The sequence below is a fragment of the Roseovarius amoyensis genome (assembly GCF_003260265.1).
In the GTDB taxonomy this organism is placed as follows: domain Bacteria; phylum Pseudomonadota; class Alphaproteobacteria; order Rhodobacterales; family Rhodobacteraceae; genus Roseovarius; species Roseovarius amoyensis.
In genome coordinates this window covers 88,939-108,694 of sequence record NZ_QITQ01000005.1, presented here as the reverse complement: position 1 = coordinate 108,694, position 19,756 = coordinate 88,939, and the positions used below count along the sequence as shown (strand labels likewise).

18 protein-coding genes are annotated in these 19,756 nt (G+C 66.1%); 3 read left to right on the top strand and 15 right to left on the bottom strand.

Going from position 1 to position 19,756, the window contains the following annotated elements; all coding sequences use genetic code 11:
• Window positions 1–3 precede the first annotated feature (3 nt).
• Window positions 4–1,227, bottom strand: a complete 1,224-nt coding sequence (locus DL899_RS06650) for an MFS transporter (RefSeq protein ID WP_111733207.1) — start codon at window positions 1,225–1,227, stop codon at window positions 4–6.
• Window positions 1,228–1,340: 113 nt separating this feature from the next.
• Between DL899_RS06650 and DL899_RS06645 the strand changes: the two genes are divergently transcribed.
• Entirely contained in the window at window positions 1,341–2,300 is a 960-nt protein-coding gene (locus DL899_RS06645; RefSeq protein WP_111733206.1) for a KpsF/GutQ family sugar-phosphate isomerase, read from the top strand.
• An 18-nt stretch (window positions 2,301–2,318) separates the two neighbouring features.
• On the opposite strand, the gene DL899_RS06640 is transcribed toward DL899_RS06645, so the two are convergent.
• The 8 genes from DL899_RS06640 to DL899_RS06605 form a co-directional block, all read right to left on the bottom strand.
• Window positions 2,319–3,506, bottom strand: coding sequence for a DegT/DnrJ/EryC1/StrS family aminotransferase (locus DL899_RS06640; protein WP_111733205.1), 1,188 nt, complete (start codon window positions 3,504–3,506; stop codon window positions 2,319–2,321).
• Window positions 3,503–4,435 carry a GDP-L-fucose synthase family protein gene (locus DL899_RS06635; RefSeq protein WP_111733204.1) on the bottom strand — a complete coding sequence of 311 codons (933 nt, stop codon included), beginning with the start codon at window positions 4,433–4,435 and terminating at the stop codon, window positions 3,503–3,505. Before DL899_RS06635 ends, DL899_RS06640 begins: the two co-directional genes overlap by 4 nt.
• On the bottom strand, window positions 4,432–5,490 hold the full coding sequence (gene gmd, locus DL899_RS06630) for a GDP-mannose 4,6-dehydratase (protein ID WP_111733203.1): 1,059 nt from the start codon (window positions 5,488–5,490) through the stop codon (window positions 4,432–4,434). Before gmd ends, DL899_RS06635 begins: the two co-directional genes overlap by 4 nt.
• Before the next feature lie 78 nt (window positions 5,491–5,568).
• Window positions 5,569–6,309: an SDR family oxidoreductase gene (locus DL899_RS06625; RefSeq protein WP_111733202.1), complete on the bottom strand. Its 741-nt coding sequence runs from the start codon at window positions 6,307–6,309 to the stop codon at window positions 5,569–5,571.
• A gap of 61 nt (window positions 6,310–6,370) precedes the next feature.
• Window positions 6,371–7,945, bottom strand: a complete 1,575-nt coding sequence (locus DL899_RS06620; RefSeq protein WP_111733201.1) for an ABC transporter ATP-binding protein — start codon at window positions 7,943–7,945, stop codon at window positions 6,371–6,373.
• Window positions 7,942–8,757 carry an ABC transporter permease gene (locus DL899_RS06615; protein ID WP_111733200.1) on the bottom strand — a complete coding sequence of 272 codons (816 nt, stop codon included), beginning with the start codon at window positions 8,755–8,757 and terminating at the stop codon, window positions 7,942–7,944. Before DL899_RS06615 ends, DL899_RS06620 begins: the two co-directional genes overlap by 4 nt.
• Window positions 8,754–9,701: an ABC transporter permease gene (locus tag DL899_RS06610; RefSeq protein ID WP_111733199.1), complete on the bottom strand. Its 948-nt coding sequence runs from the start codon at window positions 9,699–9,701 to the stop codon at window positions 8,754–8,756. Before DL899_RS06610 ends, DL899_RS06615 begins: the two co-directional genes overlap by 4 nt.
• A gap of 49 nt (window positions 9,702–9,750) precedes the next feature.
• Window positions 9,751–11,226, bottom strand: coding sequence for an ABC transporter substrate-binding protein (locus DL899_RS06605; protein ID WP_111733198.1), 1,476 nt, complete (start codon window positions 11,224–11,226; stop codon window positions 9,751–9,753).
• 277 nt (window positions 11,227–11,503) lie between these two features.
• On the opposite strand from DL899_RS06605, the gene panB reads away from it, so the two are divergent.
• Window positions 11,504–12,334: a 3-methyl-2-oxobutanoate hydroxymethyltransferase gene (panB, locus tag DL899_RS06600; protein ID WP_111733197.1), complete on the top strand. Its 831-nt coding sequence runs from the start codon at window positions 11,504–11,506 to the stop codon at window positions 12,332–12,334.
• On the top strand, window positions 12,331–13,176 hold the full coding sequence (panC, locus tag DL899_RS06595) for a pantoate--beta-alanine ligase (RefSeq protein ID WP_111733196.1): 846 nt from the start codon (window positions 12,331–12,333) through the stop codon (window positions 13,174–13,176). Before panB ends, panC begins: the two co-directional genes overlap by 4 nt.
• A gap of 55 nt (window positions 13,177–13,231) precedes the next feature.
• Here panC and DL899_RS06590 read toward each other — a convergent pair whose 3' ends face one another.
• The 6 genes from DL899_RS06590 to DL899_RS06565 all read right to left on the bottom strand — a co-directional run bounded on the left by DL899_RS06590 (window position 13,232) and on the right by DL899_RS06565 (window position 19,628).
• Window positions 13,232–14,515: an acetylornithine deacetylase/succinyl-diaminopimelate desuccinylase family protein gene (locus tag DL899_RS06590; protein WP_111733195.1), complete on the bottom strand. Its 1,284-nt coding sequence runs from the start codon at window positions 14,513–14,515 to the stop codon at window positions 13,232–13,234.
• A 269-nt stretch (window positions 14,516–14,784) separates the two neighbouring features.
• Entirely contained in the window at window positions 14,785–15,474 is a 690-nt protein-coding gene (gene rpe / locus DL899_RS06585; RefSeq protein ID WP_111733288.1) for a ribulose-phosphate 3-epimerase, read from the bottom strand.
• 105 nt (window positions 15,475–15,579) lie between these two features.
• A complete protein-coding gene (locus DL899_RS06580) occupies window positions 15,580–16,551 on the bottom strand; it encodes an SLAC1 anion channel family protein (protein ID WP_111733194.1) in 972 nt (323 codons plus the stop codon).
• A 78-nt stretch (window positions 16,552–16,629) separates the two neighbouring features.
• A complete protein-coding gene (locus DL899_RS06575; RefSeq protein ID WP_111733193.1) occupies window positions 16,630–17,952 on the bottom strand; it encodes a TRAP transporter large permease in 1,323 nt (440 codons plus the stop codon).
• On the bottom strand, window positions 17,949–18,533 hold the full coding sequence (locus tag DL899_RS06570; protein WP_111733286.1) for a TRAP transporter small permease: 585 nt from the start codon (window positions 18,531–18,533) through the stop codon (window positions 17,949–17,951). Before DL899_RS06570 ends, DL899_RS06575 begins: the two co-directional genes overlap by 4 nt.
• A 60-nt stretch (window positions 18,534–18,593) precedes the next feature.
• Window positions 18,594–19,628, bottom strand: coding sequence for a TRAP transporter substrate-binding protein (locus DL899_RS06565; protein ID WP_111733192.1), 1,035 nt, complete (start codon window positions 19,626–19,628; stop codon window positions 18,594–18,596).
• Window positions 19,629–19,756: the final 128 nt, after the last annotated feature.

The window sequence follows — 19,756 nt, the reverse complement described above, 5'->3', positions numbered from 1 at the left end:
AGCTCAGGCCGCCACCGCGCCAGAGGGGCGCCGCGGCCGGGTGCGCATCAGGATCGCCACCATGATCCCGATGTTCAGGAAGTTCCACACGATCCCGTTGATGAACGCCATCTGGTAGCTGCCGGTCACGTCATAGATCCAGCCGGTCATCCAGCCGCCCAGCGCCATGCCCAGGATCGTCATCATCATCACGAACCCCACGCGTCGCCCGGCCTCGGCGCTGGGCATGTATTCGCGCACCACCAGCGCATAACTGGGAACGATGCCGCCCTGCGACAGGCCGAATATCGCGCTGATGACATAGAGCGACACCATGCCGTCAAAAGGCAGGTACAGGAACAGCGCAAGACATTGCAGCAATGAGCCGACCAGAAGTGTCCGCACCCCGCCCAGCTGGTCGGCGACCAGCCCCGAGATCAGGCGCGACACGACCCCGCCCAGCAGCATCAGCGACAGCATCTGCCCGCCCACCGCCGGGCCATAGCCCAGATCGACGCAAAAGCTGACAATGTGAACCTGCGGCATCGACATCGCCACGCAACAGCCTATCCCTGCGACCCCCAGCATCAACGCCAGCAGGCGCGGCGGAAAACCCGCCGCCTGCGCACGCAACCGCGACAGGTTGTCGGCATGGGTCCGCGCCTCCAGCGGCAGGCGTCTGCGCAGGAACAGCGCCAGCGGCACCACCACCGTCAGCGTCACCGCCGCCAGCACGACATAGACCGCGCGCCAGCCCTGCCCGGCCAAAATGCCGGCCAGCAGCACCGGCCAGATCGCGCCCGACAGATAATTGCCACTGGCCGCAATCGCCACCGCGATGCCCCGCCTGCGCAGGAACCACAGCGAGACATCCGCGATCAGCGGGCCAAAGCTGGCCGCCGTTCCAAGCCCGACAATGAACTGCGCCACCGACAGGACCAATACCGAGGGGCTGAGCGCCGACATCCCCATGCCCGCGGCGATGACCAGCGCCGCCAGGGTCAGCGCCACTGTAACGCCGAAACGGTCGACGACCCGCCCGACGACCAGGTTGCCCAGCGCGAACCCCAGCATGGCAAAGGTATAGGGCAGGGACGCATCCGCGCGGTCGACACCGAAATCGGCCTGCACCGCCGGCATCACCACGATGATCGCCCACATGCCGACATTGCCCACCATCGCTATGGCCAGCGAAATGGCAAGACGCGCCCAGGCATAACGGCTGTCAAGAATATCGGCCCCGGTCATGGGCGCGACGTTAGGACGCCGCCGCGGCGGGTTCCATAGCGAAAATCGCCCGGGCTTGGCCTTGGCGCGGCGGCGCGGTATGGCTGCACTGGCCCAACAGCCGGAGCCACGCCATGACCGCCACGCAACGCCCGACCGAGATCGCCCGCGACGTGCTGGCCATCGAAAGCGCGGCCCTGACCCGCCTGCATGACGAATTGCCGGCCGATTTCGATGCGGTCGTTCACTTGCTGCTGGGCGTTTCGGGGCGGGTGATTGTCTCGGGTATGGGCAAGTCGGGCCATGTCGCCGCCAAGATCGCCGCCACCATGGCCAGCACCGGCACGCCGGCGCAGTACGTCCACCCCGGCGAGGCCAGCCACGGCGACCTTGGCATGATCACCGCCGTCGACGCGGTGATCCTGATCTCGAATTCCGGCGAGACACGCGAATTGGCCGACATCATCGGCCACACCCGCCGCTTTGCCATCCCGATGGTGGCGATCACCCGCAAGCCCGACAGCACGCTGGCGCGCCAGGCCGATCACGTCCTGCCGCTGCCCGACGCGCCCGAGGCCTGCGCCATCGGCATGGCGCCGACAACGTCGACCACCTGCACGATGGCGCTGGGCGACGCGCTGGCGGTGGCGCTGATGCGGCTCAGGGGCTTTGACCGCGACAGCTATCTCGCCTTCCATCCCGGCGGCACGCTGGGCGCGCAATTGCTGCGCGTCTCGGCAGTGATGCACAAGGGCGACGATCTGCCCGTGGTGGCCGAGTCGACCCCGATGGGCGACACCCTGCTGGAAATGACCGCCAAGGGATTCGGCGTCGCGGCGGTGGTCGAGGGTGGCCGCCTGCTGGGCGTGATCACCGATGGCGACCTGCGGCGCAATCTCGACAACCTGCTGGGCCGCACCGCCGGCGAGGTGGCGACCCGCAACCCCCGCACCATCGCCCCTGACGCCCTGCTGACAGAGGCGCTGGGCATCATGAACGCCAGCAAGATCAGCCTGCTCTTTGCCGTCGATGCCGATGGCCGCCTGCAGGGGCTGGTGCATATCCACGACGCGCTGCGCGCCGGCGTGGCCTGATCAGGGGGCGCTGCCCCGCTAGCCGGTCACCTCGTCCAGCGCGGCCTGCAACAGCAGCCAGCGGTCGTCGAGCGGATAGTGATGGTTGCCGATAAACAGCCCGTTGCGGTCGATATCGTCGGCGTTGCGCAACTCGCCGTGAATGGCATGGTCGATATAGCGCGAGACCACGCTGTTGCGGGCAAAGTTACCCGCCACGATGGGCCGGCATTCGACCCCGTGCCGCCCCAGCGCGGCGATCAGATCGGCGCGGGAAAAGGGCGCGCCCGGCTCGACCACCATCGAAAAGCCAAACCAGCTGGACTGGCCGATTTCCTGCTGGATGCGCAACTGCGGATAACCCTGCATCAGCGCGCGGAACGCTTCGGCATTGCGCCGTCTTTCGGTCACGATCATCGGCAGCTTGGCGATCTGTTCCTGCCCGATGGCGCCGCTCATCTCGACCGGGCGCAGGTTGTAGCCCGGCAGCACGAAGCGAAAGCTTTCCTCGAACGGATCGTCGCTCTTGGTGCCGGTAACCAGGTTTTCCTTTGGCAAAGGCCGGGTCCATCCGTGCGAACGCAAGGAAAGCATGATGTGGTAAAGCTCTTCGTCGTCGGTGACGACCAGCCCGCCCTCCATCGTTGCGATGTGGTGCGAGAAGAACGACGAATAACTGCCGGCGATGCCGAACGTGCCCGCCTGCCGGCTGCCATAGACGGCGCCCAGCGATTCGCAGTTGTCCTCGAGCAGCAGGATGTCGCGCCCGTCGATCAGCGCCTTGATGCGGTCGAAGTCGTTGGGATTGCCCAGCAGGTTCACCGCCATGATCGCGCGGGTTTTCGGCCCGATTGCCGATGCCAGCGCGTCGAGATCGAAATTCAGCGTGTGCGGGTCGATATCGACAAAGACCAGCCGCAGCCCGTACTGGTGCAGCGGGAAATAGGTGGTCGACCAGCTGACCGCCGGCACGATCACCTCTGCCCCCTCTTCCAGCCGGTGGTTTGAGTGATACCTCAGCGCCGCCACCATCAGCAGGTTGGCGGACGAGCCGGAATTGACCATCACCGCATGGGCGCTGCCCATGGCAGTGGCGAACATTTCCTCGAACCGCGCCACTTCGGGCCCCATCGAGAACATGCCCGATTTCACCACCCGATCAATGGCGGCATATTCGCGTTCGTCCCAGCTGGAGGTCGCCAGCGGAAATCGGATGTCGTCACTCATGCCTCGCCCCTTTCGACACGGTCGAGAAAATGCGCATAGGTCTGCGCGATGCCGTCGGCCAGGCTGGTCGCGGGCGCCCAGCCCAGCGCCTTTTGCCGTTCGACCGACATCAGTTTCCGCCGCATGCCGGCGGGGCGGGAAAGGTCATGGGTGAACGTACCCTCCCAGCCGATCACGCGCGCGGCCTCGGCATAGTAGTCGTTGATCGAATGATCGTGCCCGGGCCCGATGTTCAGGCAATCGGGCAGAGTGCCGATGCGCGCCGCCATGTACCAGACGGCATCGGCAAGGTCGGCGGCAAACATGAACTCGCGCCGGGCGGTACCGTCGCCCCATATCTCGACCGTGTCGTCGCCACGGGTATTGGCCTCGTGGATCTTGCGGATGATCGCGGGCAGCAGGTGCGACACCTTCGGGTCGAACTTGTCATGCAGCCCGTAAAGGTTGCAGGGAATGAGCGTGCGATAGACCAGCTCCGGCTGTTCACGGGCGACAAAGCTGCACAGCCGCGCCACCGCCAGCTTGGCCAGGCCATAGCCCTCGTTGGTGGGTTCCAGCGCGCCATGGCCGAGGCTTTCCTCGGCAAGCGGGTTGGGCGCGTCGTGGGGATACATGCAGGACGAGCCGAGGTTGAGCAGTTGCGTCACCCCCGCTGCCCGCGCGCCCATCACCACGTTCAGTCCCATATCCATGTTCTCGGTCAGAAAGGCCGCGGGATGGGCGATATTGGCCTGGATGCCCCCCACCCGGCCGGCGGCATGGATCACCAGGTCAGGCCGCTCGGCGGCCAGCGCCGCCATCACCGCCGGGCGGTCGGTCAGGTCAAGCTCGTCACTGGTCGGGGCCACGATCTGGTGCCCGCGCGCGCCCGCATGTTCGCGGATCGCGCGGCCAACCATGCCGCGCCCGCCGGTCAGGAAAACCTTCATTTCCGTGCCTGCGCGCGCATCTCCGCTTCGGCCTCTGCCATGTCGGACAGCGCCATTTCACGCACTAGCGTGTCGAAATCGGTTTCGGGTTCCCATCCGAGTTGCTGACGCGCCTTGCTGGCGTCGCCGAGCAGCGTTTCGACCTCGGCCGGGCGGAAATACTGCGGATCGACGCGCACGATCACGCGGCCATCGGCATCGCGGCCGACCTCGTTCACTCCCTCGCCCTCGAAGGTGACGGTCATGCCCAGCACCTCGGCCGCGCGGGCCACGAATTCGCGCACCGAATACTGCTGACCGGTGGCGATGACATAGTCCTCGGGCCGGTCCTGTTGCAGCATCAGCCACATCATCCGCACATAGTCGCGCGCATGGCCCCAGTCGCGCTTGGCATCCATGTTGCCCAGCCGCAGTTCATCCTGCGTGCCCAGCTTGATGCGGGCCAGCGCACGGGTGATCTTGCGGGTAACAAAAGTCTCGCCGCGGATCGGGCTTTCGTGGTTGAAGAGGATACCGTTGCAGGCATAAAGCCCATACGCCTCGCGATAGTTCACGGTAATCCAGTAGGCATAGAGCTTGGCCACCGCATAGGGCGAACGCGGGTGAAACGGCGTCGTCTCGCGCTGGGGCGTTTCCTGCACCAGGCCATACAGCTCGGACGTGGACGCCTGGTAAAACCGGGTCTTGTCGCCCAGCCCCAGAAAGCGGATCGCCTCCAGCAGGCGCAGCGCGCCCATGGCGTCGGAATTGGCGGTGTATTCCGGTTCCTCAAAGCTGACGGCGACATGGCTTTGCGCCGCAAGGTTATAAACCTCGTCGGGCTTTACCACCTGCAGGATATGGGTCAGCGAAGAGCTGTCGGTCATGTCGCCGTGATGCAGCTGGAACTGGCCAGTCTTGCCCGGCTCGCCCTCGAACAGGTGGTCGATGCGTGCGGTGTTGAAGAGCGACGTGCGCCGCTTGATGCCGTGCACCTCGTACCCCTTGTCCAGCAGGTATTCGGCCAGATAGGCGCCATCCTGTCCGGTGACCCCGGTGATCAATGCTGTTTTCACGTCGCTTGTCCTCACGCTCAACTCATCCACCCCAATAATCGCTCGGCCTGTGAATGAACAGGCCCGGCGCGGGGGCGATCAGATGCAGCGACCGCCATCGACCTCCATGCAGACGCCGGTGATCATGCTGGCCTCGTCCGAGCACAGGAACGCCGCCGCGTTGCCCATGTCCTGCGGGGTCGAGAACCGCCCCAGCGGGATCGTGGACAGGAATTTCGCCCGCATTTCAGGCGTGTCCTCGCCCATGAAGCTTTTCAGCAGGGGGGTATCGCCCGCCACCGGATTAAGCGCATTGACGCGGATGCCGACCGATGCCAGCTCGACCGCCATCGTCCTGGTGGCGGTGATCATCCAGCCCTTCGACGCGTTGTACCAGTTCAGCCATGGGCGCGGACTGACTCCGGCGGTCGAGGCGACGTTCAGGATCGCGCCACTGCCGCGCTCCTTCATCGCCGGAACGAAAGCGCGCGCGGTCAGGTAGACCGACTTGCAGTTGACCGCGATCACGCGGTCGAAATCGGCCTCGGTCACCTCTTCCATCGGTTGCGGCAGGTGGGTGACGCCGGCGTTGTTGACGAAGATGTCGGGCATGCCGAATGTCTTGTCCGCCGCCTGCGCCATACCGGCCACGCTGGCGGGGTCGGACACGTCGACGGCGCAGGAAAAGGCGTTCAGTTCCTCGGCCAGCCGCGCCGCGCCATCGCCGTTGATGTCGGCGATCATCACCTGCGCGCCCTCTTCCAGGAACCGACGAACAATTCCTTCGCCGAAACCGCTGGCGCCGCCGGTCACGATTGCAGTCTTGTCCTTCAGCCGCATGGCCTGTCCTCCTGTCAAATACTCGCGTTGCCGCCAGCATATGCACGGCGGCATGAAAACCTCAACCAACCCTGGGCAGCGCCGGCACCGCCTCGATCAGCGACCGGGTGTAGGCGTGGCGGGGATTGGCAAAGACCTGTTCGGTCGGACCGGATTCGACGATACGGCCCGACTGCATCACCAGCACCCGGTCGGTGACATTGCGCACCACTGACAAGTCATGGCTGATAAAGAGATACGTCAGTCCAAAGCGACGGCCCAGATCGGCCAGCAGGTCGAGGATCTGCGCCCGCACCTGTACGTCCAGCGCGCTGACGGCCTCGTCCAGAACGATCAGCTCTGGCCGGATCACCAGCGCGCGGGCGATGGCGATGCGCTGGCGCTGGCCGCCGGAAAACTCGTGGATGTACTTGTGCCGGTCCTCGGCACCCAAGCCGACGCTTTCCAGCGCCTCGGCCACGGCGGCATCGCGTGCAGCGCCGCGGGGGGCATCGTCGAGCAGGTGAAACGGCTCGGCCACCAGCCGCAAAACCCGGTGGCGGGGGTTGAAGCTGCCATACGGGTCCTGGAACACCACCTGCATGCGGCCGCGCACGGCGCGGTTGGCGCGGCGGCCGTCAAAGACCGGCTGCCCATCCAACCGGATTTCCCCCGCCTGCACCTCTTCCAGCCCCAGGATGGCACGGGCGAGCGTGGACTTGCCGCAGCCAGACCCGCCCACCAGCCCGACATTCTCGCCCCGTGCGACATCGAAACTCACCCCATCGACGGCGCGAAACTGGCCCGGCCGCCCCAACCAGCCCCTGCGCGGGGCGGGATAGTCGCGCACCACCCCGCTGACCTGCAGCAGCGGCGCACCGGCCGGGCGCGCATCCTTGGGCGCCACATGGGTCGATGCTTCCAGCAGCGCTTGGGAATAGGGGTGCGACAGGGTGTCGAACCGGCCCGTTTCCACCACGCGGCCCGCGCGCATGATGACGATGCGGTCGGCGATGTCGGCCACCACCCCCAAGTCATGGCTGATCAGCAGGCAGCCCATCCCGTCTTCGTCCACCAGCCGCCGGATCAGGCGCAGCACCCCGGCCTGAGTGGTCACGTCAAGCGCGGTGGTGGGCTCGTCCGCGATCAGCAGCCTGGGGCGCAGGGCGATGGCCATGGCGATGCCGACCCGCTGACGCTGCCCGCCCGACAATTCGTGCGGGAAACGCCCCGGCGGAAAGCGGTCCGCCGGCATCTCGACCCGTTCCAGCGCGCGCGCGGCCCGCGCCATCGCATCCGCCCGGCTGGTGCGTTCGTGAATGCGGATGGTTTCCGCCACCTGCCGGCCAATGCTGTGCAGCGGGTTGAGCGCGGTCATCGGTTCCTGGAACACCATGCCGACATCGCGCCCCCGGATGCGGCAAAGCTGGCGCTCGGGCAGGGCCAGCATGTCGTGCCCGGCCAGCCGGATACGCCCCCGCGCCTGCGCGCCCTCGGGCAAGAGTCGCGTCGCCGCAAGCGCCGTCATCGACTTTCCGCTGCCGGATTCACCGATCACACCGACGATCTCGCCCTTGCCCACCGTCAGCGAGACATCATGAAGCACCGGCACGGCGCCGATGCTCAGCCCCAGCCCCTCTATCGACAGCAGGGTCATGTCCGCCGCCTGCGCAGCCGGGGGTCCAGCAGGTCGCGCAGCCCGTCGCCCAACAGGTTCAGCCCCAGCACCGTCAGCAGGATCGCCAGCCCCGGGAACAGCGCCATGTGCGGGGCGATGGCGATCATGGTCTGGCTGTCCGCCAGCATCCGCCCCCAACTGGGCACCGGCGGCTGCGCGCCAAGCCCCACATAGCTGAGCCCTGCCTCGGCCAGGATGCCCAGGCTGAACTGGATCGTGCCCTGCACGATCAGCAGGTTGGCGATGTTGGGCAGGATGTGTTCGGCGCTGATGCGAAAGCCCCCCTTGCCCGCGACCCGCGCCGCCAGGACATAGTCGCGGGTCCAAAGGCTCATCGCCGCACCGCGGGCGAGACGGGCAAAGACCGGGATATTGAAGATGCCGATGGCGATGATCGCGTTCACCGCGCTGGGGCCGAAGACGGCGGTGATCATCACCGCGATCAGCAGGCTGGGAAAGGCAAATATCAGGTCGCCCGCGCGGCTGATCACCTCGTCCGCCCAGCTGCCGCGCCGCGCCGCCGCCCACAGCCCCAGCGGCACGCCCACGCCGATGCCAATGCCCACGGCGACCAGCGCCACTGCGATCGAGGTGCGCGCGCCGACCATGATCATCGACAGGATGTCGCGCCCGAAATGATCGGTGCCCAGCAGGTGCCCGGCACCGGGCGGGCGCAGCCGGGCGGCGATGTCGACCCCGCCGATGTCATGGGGCACCCAGGCGAATGACACCAGTGCCGCCGCGACAAAGACACCGGCCAGCCCGGCGCCCAGGATCAGGCCCGCCTTCATCGCCGCCCCCGCAACCGGGGGTCGACCCAGGCATAGGCCAGATCGACCGCGAAATTCACCACCACCACGGCAAAGACCAGAAACATCACCACCGATTCGACCGCGATCAGGTCACGCGCCGCGATCGCCTGGAACACCAGCCGCCCCAGGCCGGGCAGGAAAAAGACGTTCTCGATGATGATCACCCCGGCCAGCAGGAACGAAAACTGCAGCCCGATGATGGTCAGAACCGGGATCATGGCGTTGCGCAACGCATGTCGCCACAGCGCCTGCCCCCGGCTCAGCCCCTTGGCGCGGGCAGTGCGGATATAATCCTCCGACAGGGTCTCGATCAGCGCCGAGCGCATGATCCGCGCCAGGATGCTGGCCTGCGGCAGCGCCAACGCCACGGCGGGCAGCGTCAGCGCCTTCAGTCCCGGGCCAACGCCGGCCTCCCACCCCGGAAAGCCGCCGGCGGAAAACCAGCGCAGGTTGATGGAAAAGACCAGCACCATCAGCATGGCGAACCAGAAATTCGGGATCGCCACGCCCAGCTGCGTCACCCCCATCACCACCACGTCGACGACCGATCCGCGCCGCGCAGCCGCCCATATGCCGGCGGGAAAGGCGATGAGGGTGGACAGCGCCAGCGCATAGACCGCCAGCGGCAGGCTGACCTGCAATCGCTCGACGATCATGTCCACCACCGGCGTGCGATAGGTATAGGACAGGCCCAGATCGCCGGTCAGCATCCCCGCCACCCAGGCCGCGTAACGCGCGGGTGGCGTCTGATCCAGCCCCAGTTCGGCCCGCAGCGCCGCCAGCGTATCGGGCCGCGCGTTGACGCCCAGCATGTAGGCCGCCGGGTCGCCCGGCACCACCTCGAGCGCCAGGAAGATCACGAGCGATGCCACCAGCAGCGTCACGCCCAGCGAGATCAGGCGTCTGAGTGCATAGCGCAGCATCCACGCCCCTGCTGTTGCTTCGGTCCCGAACCGGCCCGGCGATGGCCGGTCATTCTGTCCAGTAGACCCCGGTCAGGTCGATGGCCTGCGTCGGCATGTCTATCCACAGCCCGCGAAGTTTGGCGTTCGCCACCGTCGGCGTGGCAAGCTGGAACAGGTAGCCGTTGACGTAATCCTCCGCGATCCGGCGCTGCATCGACGCCAGCAGATCCGACCGTTTCGCCGGGTCGGTTTCGCCGGTCAGCGCGGCATACATCTCTTGGAATTCGGCGCTGTCATACTGGAAATAGTAGTCGGGGCGCGCATAGATGCCGATGTCGAGGGGTTCGGTATGGCTGACGATGGTCAGGCCGAAATCCCTGCCGCGAAACACCTCTTCGAGCCATTGCGCCCATTCCAGGTTGGTGATTTCGGTCTCGATCCCGACCGCCCGCAGCTGTGCCGCGATGATCTCTCCGCCCCGGCGGGCATAGGACGGCGGCGGCAATTTCAGCGTGGTGGTGAACCCGTCCGCATACCCTGCCTCTGCCAGCAGCTTTTTCGACAGCTCGGGGTCGTATGCAGACTGGTCCAGCAGATCGACATAATCGGGATGGTGCGGCGCGAAATGGGTGCCGATGGGGGTGCCGAGGCCGAACATCGCCCCGTCAATGATCGCCTGCCGGTCGATGGCGTGAACGATGGCCTTGCGCACCCGCACGTCATCCAGCGGCTTCAGCTTGTTGTTCATGGCCAGAACCGTCTCGCCCTCCGTTGACCCGACCAGCACCTGGAATCGTGGATCGGCCTCGAACTGCGGCAGGTTCTCCGGCGCCGGAAAGCCCGGGAAAGCGTCCACATCTTCGGCCATCACGGCGGCAAAGGCGGCGGTGGGATCGGAGATGAACTTGAACGTCGCCTCCTCCAGCTGCGCGGGCGTGCCCCAGTAATCGGGGTTGCGCACCAGCGTGATGCGGTCACCCTGCACCCAGTCTTCAAACCGGAAGGCGCCGGTGCCGACAGGCTTTTGCTTGATCTCGGTGATGCTTTCGGACGCCACGATCACCGCATCGCCCCAGGCCATGTTGAACAGGAAACCGCCATCGGGCGCCGACAGCGTGACCCGCACGGTAAGATCATCCACGACCTCGACACTTTCGATGCCGGAAAAGAGCGCCTTTTGCGCGTTCTGGCTGTTCTCGTCGCGGGCGCGGTCCAGACTGAATTTCACGTCACGCGCGTCGAATGTCGTGCCATCGTGAAAGCTGACGCCGGCGCGCAGGTGAAAGGTATAGATCAGGCCATCCTCGGATATGTCCCAGCTTTCGGCCAGGCCGGGGCCAACCGACCCGTCGGCGCCGAACCGTGTCAGCCCCTCGAAGACATTGGCATAAAGCACCTGGTCTATCGCGCCGGCGGCGGCGCTGGTGGGGTCGAGGTGCGGCGGTTCCAGTTGCAGACCGACCACAAGGCTGGATTTTGCATGCGCGGCCATCGCCGCCATCGTCATCACGCCCGCCAGCATGGCCATGCGAAAAGGTTTCATCCCGGCTCTCCTCCTTGCGCGCGTCGCGCATCCCTGCGTTGCGCGGGTGAGTGTCACAGTAAACCGGCAAACGTTCAACCTTTCCCGGATGCTTTCACGAATACCGACCCTCATGCCTTCGCCCACCCGGCAAGGGCGAGACGCGCCGGAAACCGCGCAGGTTGTGCATTCCGCCTCCCCCCGCGAACGGGGGCAGAAACGGGGGGCAGAAAGAGACGTGGATTTTCGGCATCACTCCTGCTAGGGAACGCCGCATTGCAACAATACGAGACCCCGCATGAGCGCCACCACCCGCAAGACAGCCCCGCTGCCGGACGATATCCGCGCGATGAAGGGAACCGCCGCCCCCATCGTCAGCCTGACCGCCTACACGACGCCAATGGCGCGGCTGATGGACGGAATTTGCGATTTCGTCCTGGTGGGCGACAGTGTGGGCATGGTGCTGCACGGGCTTAGCTCTACCCTCGGCGTCACGATGGAAATGATGGAGCTGCACGGACAGGCCGTCGCCCGTGGGTTGACGCGCTCGATGCTGGTCATCGACATGCCCTTCGGCAGCTACGAGGAAGGTCCTGCACAGGCATTCCGCAACGCATCCCGCCTGATGCGCACCACCGGCGCGGCAGCGGTCAAGCTGGAGGGCGGCGCGCATATGGCCGAAACCATCGCCTTTCTCACTGCCCGGGGCGTGCCGGTGATGGCCCATATCGGGCTGACGCCGCAATCGATCAACACGCTGGGCGGTTACAAGGTCCAAGGTCGCGGCGCCGCCGGTGACGCACTTTTGGCCGACGCGCATGCGCTCGCCGATGCGGGCGCCTTTGCGCTGGTGCTGGAAAAGGTGCCGGCGTCACTGGCCGACCGCATCACTGCAGACATCGGCATTCCCACCATCGGCATCGGCGCATCCGCGGGCTGCGACGGGCAGGTTCTGGTGGTGGACGACATGCTGGGGCTCTTCACCGCCTTCAAGCCGAAATTCGTCAAGCGCTACGCCACGCTGGGCGAGGATGCCGAGGCCGCGATTCATGCCTATGCCGAGGAGGTGCGCGCGCGCCGCTTTCCCGCGCCTGAACACGTCTTCGCCGACGAGGCCCCCGCGTCATGACCCCGCCACCGATCCTGCGCACCCTGCCCGACCTGCGCGCGCTGACACGCGGCTGGCACCGACAGGGCGAAACCATCGGCGTGGTGCCCACGATGGGCGCGCTGCATGACGGCCACCTGTCGCTGGTCGAGGCGGCCAAGGCGCGCTGCGACCGGGTTATCGTGACGATCTTCGTCAACCCCAAGCAGTTCAACAACCCCGACGACCTGGCCCGCTATCCCCGCACGGAAGAGGACGACGCCGCCAAGCTGGCGCGCTTTTCGATCGACGCGCTCTATGCCCCCGGGGCCGAACAGATATATCCCGACGGCTTTGCCACCACGGTTTCGGTCAGCGGGCTGACCGACGTGATGGAGGGCGCCCACCGCCCCGGCCATTTCGACGGCGTGGCGACGGTCTGTACCAAGCTTTTCACCCAGACCAGCGCGACGGACGCGTTTTTCGGGGATAAGGACTTTCAGCAGTTGCAGGTGGTCACCCGGCTGGCGCGCGACCTCGACCTGCCGATCACCATCCACGGCTGCCCCACCATCCGCGACATCGACGGGCTGGCGCTGAGTTCGCGCAACCTGCTGTTGTCGGATCGCGCCCGCACCATCGCGCCGCGCCTGTTCGAAGAGATGGAAGGCATTGCCGAGGGGCTGGCCAAGGGGCAGGCATTCGAGGAATTGCAGCGCGCCGCCATCGCACGGCTGGAACGTGCGGGATTTACCGGCGTTGATTACCTGGACCTGCGCGCGGCTGACGACCTGTCGCAGCTCGACACGCCCACACGGCCCGCGCGGCTGTTCGCGGCCGCTTGGCTGGCCGGGGTTCGCCTGATCGACAATATCGCCGTCTGAGGGCTGTTTCGCCAGGTCGGACCCGTTTCACGCCCCGCCCCGAGCCGGGGCAGGCTCAGTCCGCGCCCAGCAGATCCGCCAGCGCCAGCGCCATCACCCGGGCCGACTGCACCATGTCCTCGACCCCAACATATTCGTCGGGCTTGTGCGCCAGATCCAGAATGCCGGGGCCGTAGGCGATGCAGTTCTTCAGCTTGCCAATCCGGTCGATATGTTTCTGATCATAGGTGCCGGGGCTGACGACATGGGTCGCCGGACGGCCAAATACCTGTGCGATGGCGCGGTCGACGGCGGTCACCACCGGGGCGTCGGCATCTGTCATGCTGGGCAGGACGCGGAAAAGCTCCGTTATCTCATAATCCAGCCCTGACCGGCCCTTGCGCACCCGCTCCATCACGGCGCGGATTTCGGCCTGCACCTCGGCTATGTCCTCTTCGATCAGGAAACGGCGGTCGATCACCATGCGGCAGCGGTCGGGCACGCAAGGGGCGGGCAGGCCGGTATAGCCCTCTTCCGGTTCGGCTGCGCCGCCGTGGATCGAGTTGATGTTCAGGGTCGACTGGCGCGCGCCTTCGGGCACCACCGGCATGTCCGTGCGCTTTTCGGCCAGCGCGGGGAAAAGGCTCGTCTCCATCTCGGCGATGACGGCCCCCATGTGGCGCACCGCGCAGTCGCCAAGAAAGGGCATGGACCCGTGGGCGATCTCGCCCTTTGTCTCGATCTCGGCCCACCAGACGCCTCGATGGCCCAAGCAGATACGATCCTTGTTCAGCGGCTCGGGGATGATCACATGATCCACCCGCCCGGGGCTGAACCGGCCCTGTTCGGCCAGGTAGGCAACGCCGCCATAGCCGCCTGATTCCTCGTCCGCCGTGCCGGAAATCTCGACCGCGCCAGCGAAATCGGGGCAGGCGGCGATAAAGGCCTCGGCGGCGATGATGCTGGCGGCAAGCCCCCCCTTCATGTCGCAGGTGCCACGGCCATAGACGCGCCCGTCGCGCAGTTCCGCACCAAATGGATCGGTGGTCCAGCCGTGGCCGGGCTCGACCACGTCGATATGCGAATTGAAATGCACGCAGGGGCCGGGATGGCGCCCCTCGCGCCGGGCGACGATGTTCCAGCGCGGCTGGCTGTCGCTGTCACCGGGCGCGCCGGTCGCGCGGATCAGTTCCGTCTGGAAGCCCGATCCGCTCAGCCGCTGGTCCAGCAGGTCGCAGATTTCGCGGTAGTTCAGGCCCGGCGGGTTGACGGTGGGGATGCGCACCAGAGACTGGCACAGCGCCACCAGGTCATCGCGCCGCGCCTCGATTTCCGATGTCAGCCTGTCCGCGGTGGTCATGGTTCGCTCCGTTTCCTGGCGGCACCGTAGCACCGGTCAGGCCCGGAACGAAAGGCCGGCTTGGGAAAGCAAGGCGCGGCGCCGGGCGGCGACCGTCCGCGGGTGGGCGCTGACAACGCTAAGAGGCTGTCACTTTATGGCGCCGCCACATCGCAGGTTGGATCGGTGACCAGACGCAGCAGAAGCGCCCGCCCGGGGCGCGGTCGGGCGCTGCCTGGCGCCGCGCAACGCGCGGCTTGGTTCCGGGCATGGCTCCAGCCACGAACAGCCTAAATCGCCGCCTGTGCCGCCTCGCGCAGGGCGCGGATGTTGGCGCCATAAACGTCGGGCTTGTCGACCGACCCGCCGCGGAACACGGCCGATCCGGCCACCAGCACATCGGCCCCGGCAGCCACCACCGCCGGCGCGGTCTCGGTCGTTACACCGCCATCGACCTGGATCAGTACCGGCCTGTCGCCGATCATCTGCTTCAGCCGGCGGGTCTTTTCGACACCGCTGGTGATGAACTTCTGCCCGCCATAGCCGGGGTTGACCGTCATCAGCAGCACCATGTCGACGTCATCCAGCAGGTATTCGACTTGATCCAGCGGCGTGGCGGGGTTGAGCGATATGCCCACCTTGCAGCCGGTGGCGCGGATCGCCTGCACGGTGCGGTGGATATGGCTTTCGGCCTCGACATGGGCGGTGATCATGTCGGCGCCCGCCTCGGCATAGGACTCGATGGACGGATCGACCGGCGAGATCATCAGATGCACGTCCATGAAGGTTTTCACATGCGGACGGAACGCCTTTACCGCCTGGGGACCAAAGGTGAGGTTGGGCACGAAGTGGTTGTCCATCACGTCGACATGCACCCAGTCAGCGCCCTGGTCCTCGATCGCGCGGATCTCGCGGCCGAAATCGGCAAAATCGGCGGACAGGATGGACGGGGCGATCAGGATCGAACGGTCGGCGGTCATGTCGGTCTCCTCGGGCAGCGTCTGCCGCAGCACTTGCGCCGCCCCCGGCCCGAGGTCAAGCCCCGCCCGCCATTGTCATGCGCGCGCGGCGCGGCGGCTGGCGGCCTAATCCGGCTGGCAGATTTCCCCGCGCGCCACCGCCCGCAGCGTGCGAATGCTCAGCCCGGCGATGACGATGACCAACACCGCGAGCAGCCCTGCCCCGATCAGGCGGTGGACGTCCGAGCCGGTATTGCCGGCATGGGCAAAGCTGGCAATGGCGATTGCCGCAATGGGAAAGCTGAGCGCCCAGAACGACATGGCGAAGGGCAGACGCAGGATGCGCGGCAACTGCACCGCCACCACGAGAGCAAAGAAATAGGCGCTGTTGAGCAGGATCAGCGCAAACGGCCCGGTCTCTGCCGTCAGCCGCATCCAGGCCAGATAGGCCACCGCCGGCGGCGCGATCAGGATCACCAGTGTCGGCTGCAACCGCCCGGGCAGGGGATCATGGAACACCAGCCGGTTGAAGACCAGCGTCAACAGCACGCTCCAGAACACCAGCCCCACCGCCATGAAATACCAGCTGAGCTCGACAAACCCCAGCGGCACGCCGGCGATCGGCACGATGACATTGCCCACCGCCGGAATGAACCAAGCCGGCGACAGGTGCCCGTGTTGAAAGGCGCGGGTGCCGATCCAGCCCGAAACGACGGTGACGGTCAGCACCGCATGCAGCGCCGCGCCCGCCAGCCACAGCGGCAGCGCCAGCCCCGGCGCGTGGGTCAGCGCCGACGTGGCCAGCAACAGCAGCGAGATAGAGATCGCCGGAAAGAACGCCAGCTTGACGGGGTGATGCCATTCCGCCGCTACGGCACCCGGGTGGCGCACCGCCTTGGTCAGGTAGATCACCGAGATCAGCACAAAAACCACCGCCGCCACGGCGAAAGCGATTCCCGACAGCGCCGGGCCAAGGCCCAGCGGCGCGGCCGCCGCGTGCAGCGCCAGCGCCAGCCCGCCAAGCCCCATTACCACCGCAAAGAACGTGACCGGGAACATTGCCAGCCGACTGGCCGGGGTCTCTACAATCGTTGTCATCGTGGCGCCCTCGATTAATACATTCGAAATATCGCATATAATTGCGTTGCGCATGTTGCGCCAGCTCAAATCGTCTGTTCAGTGCATCAGCCGCATCAGGAACAGCGTGATCCCCGGCGCCGCCACCAGGATCATCACCCGCACGATATCCGAAATGACAAAGGGCAACACCGCCTTGTAGGTATCCAGTATCCGCGTTTGGGGGTCCATCGAATTGATGACGAACAGGTTCATCCCCACCGGCGGGGTGATCAGCCCGACCTCGACCACGATCAGCACCAGGATGCCGAACCAGATCGCCGTTTCCTCGGCCGTCAGCCCGAAATCAAGCACCGAGATGATGGGAAAGAAGATCGGAATCGTCAGCAGGATCATCGAAAGGCTGTCCATCAGGCAGCCAAAAACCAGGTACAGCGCCAGGATACAGGCCAACACCGCCCAGGGCGACATGCCTTGGCCTACGACCCAGGCCGACAGTTCCTGCGGGACCTGGCTGAGTGCGAGAAACCCGTTATAAAGCGCCGCGCCCAGCACGATGAAAAAGATCATCGCCGAATTGCGAGCCGTGGCGTAAAAGGCCTGCATCAGCCGCACCCGCGTCAGCCCCCCGTTCAGCAGCGCAATCACCCCGGTGCCGAACGCGCCCACCGCCGCGCCCTCGGTCGGGGTGAACCAGCCCATGTAGATGCCCCCCACCACCAGCAGAAAGACCAGCAGCACCGGCCAGACATCGGCCAGCGCGCGCATCCGCAGGCGCAGCGGCAGGGCCTCTCGGTGTTGTGCGGCGCCGGGGTTGAGTCGCACATAGATGGCGATGGTGATCATGTACCCGACCGCAGCCAGCACCCCCGGCACCACCGCCGACAGGAACAGTTTGGCGATGTTCTGTTCGGTCAGGATCGCATAGATGACCAGGATCACCGATGGCGGGATCAGGATGCCCAGCGTCCCGCCTGCCGCCAGCGTGGCGGTGGAAAAGCCGCCCGCATAGCCCTGCCGGCGCAGCTCGGGCAGCGCAACCTGCCCCATCGTCGCCGCCGTCGCCAGCGACGATCCGCAGATCGCGCCGAACCCCGCGCAGGCCCCCACCGCCGCCATCGCGACACCGCCCTTGCGGTGACCCAGCCATGCCTCGGCCGCCTTGAACAGCGCTTGCGACATGCCCCCCAGCGTGGCGAAATGGCCCATCAGCAGGAACATCGGCACGATCGACAGGGAATAGCTGGAAAAGGTCGAAAAGGGTTCGTTCTTGAGCCGCGACAGCGCCATGGCCGTGCCGTCGGTGATGGCATAAAGCCCGCCCAGCGCCATCACGAACATCGCCAGCCCGATCGGCACCCGCAGAAAGATGAGCCCCAGCAGAACCGGGAACGAGACCAGGCCGATGGCAAGATCGCTCACGCCTCCGGCCCCGTATCGCTATGCAGGATGACCCGCCCGCTGACGCTTTCGACAAGGCGTGCCAGCGCCACCCAGACCCCCGTCAGTGCCGCCACCACCGCGGCGAAGAGGCTGGCCGCATAGGCCCACCAGATGGGAAACTGCAGCAGATAGGTTGTTTCATTATAACGCATCTTGGCCAGCAGCCCCAGCCACAGCTGCCAGGCAATCAGGACCAGCACCGCGGCAAAAACCCACTCGATGACCGCCTCAAGCGCCCGGCGCGCGCGCCCCGGCAGGCGGGCGGTGAAAATGTCGACGCTGGCATGCGCCCCGGCGATCTGGCACAGCGGCAGAAAGGCAAAGATGGTAAAGGCCATGCCGGCCTCGACCAGTTCGAAATCGCCCAGGATCGGTCCGACGCCCCAGTCCAGCAGCCGTTCGGCAAGGCCCGGAAACAGCGATTGCGCCGTCTCGCCATGCAGCGCGGTGTTCAGCACCCGCCCGGCGACCGACAGGCAGGTCAGCAGCACCAGCAGGCCCAGCACGATGCCGCCAAGCACCGCCATGCCGCGCGCCAGCGCCAGAAAGAGCTTGCCCATCATGCCCCCTGCCTTGCCGATGCCCTGGCACGCCCGCGCGCGCCGGGGCAAACGGGCCGTTTACTGGCTATGCTTTGCAATCAGCGCCCTGGCCTGATCGACCAGCGCCTGTCCGTCAAAGCCCTTTTCGTTCATCTCGGCGATCCAGTTCGCCTCGACATTGGCAGCGGCGGCTTTCCACTCGGCCACCTGTTCGGGCGGCACATCAAAGATGGTGTTGCCGCGATCCACCGCGATCTCGAGCGCGGGGCCATCAGCCTCGGCCATCATGCGGCCAGCCAGCGCCGACAGGTCGGCGCCGGAATTGGCGTCGATGACCGCCTTCAGATCGTCCGGCAGACTGTCGAATTTCTGCTTGTTCATCGCAAAGATAAAGGCGGTGGTATAAAGCGCCTCATCGCCGAAGGCGGTATGATAATCGACCAGCTCGGCGATCTTCAGCGCCTGCGTGACCTCCCAAGGGACCACCGCCGCGTCGATCACGCCCTTGGACAGCGATTCAGGCAGCGCCGGCACCGGCATGCCCACAGGCGTCGCGCCCAACTCGCCCAGCATCCCGGTGATGATCCGGGTCGGGCCGCGCACCTTCATCCCGTTGAGATCGGAAAGCTGTTCGATCGGCTTTCTGGAATGGAACAGGCCGGGGCCGTGCACCCAGACGCCGAGGATCTTCATGTCGGCAAAATCGCTGTCCATCATGTTGGCCTCGGCGTATTCCCAGAACGCGCGCGAGGTATCTTCGGCATTGGTCATCATGAAGGGCAGTTCGAACACCTCGGCCTGGGGAAAGCGGCCGGGGGTATAGCCCGCCACCGTCCAGATGATGTCGGCCACGCCATCAACCACCTGGCTGGCCAGTTCCGGCGGCTTGCCGCCCAGCTGCATGGCCGGGTAGTGGTCGATCTTGATGCGCCCGTCAGAGGCCGCTTCGATGCGTTCGGCCCAGGGCATCAGCACCTTGGTCGGGGCGCTGGCCTGCGGCGGCAGGAACTGGTGCATCTTCAGTGTCACCTCCTGCGCCGGGGCGGCGGTGCCCAGGCCCGCGGCCACAGCGACGGCCAGCGCCGCCTGCATTGCTTTCATGACGATCTTCATGGTTCGTATCCTCCCAATCCGGATTTCCGGCGCATACGGAGCCCATTTTCCGGGGCTTTCCGTTCGCGCATCTTCGCACCCACCCATGGCACCTGGCAACGGCAATGACGCCGCGCCACCACGAAAGC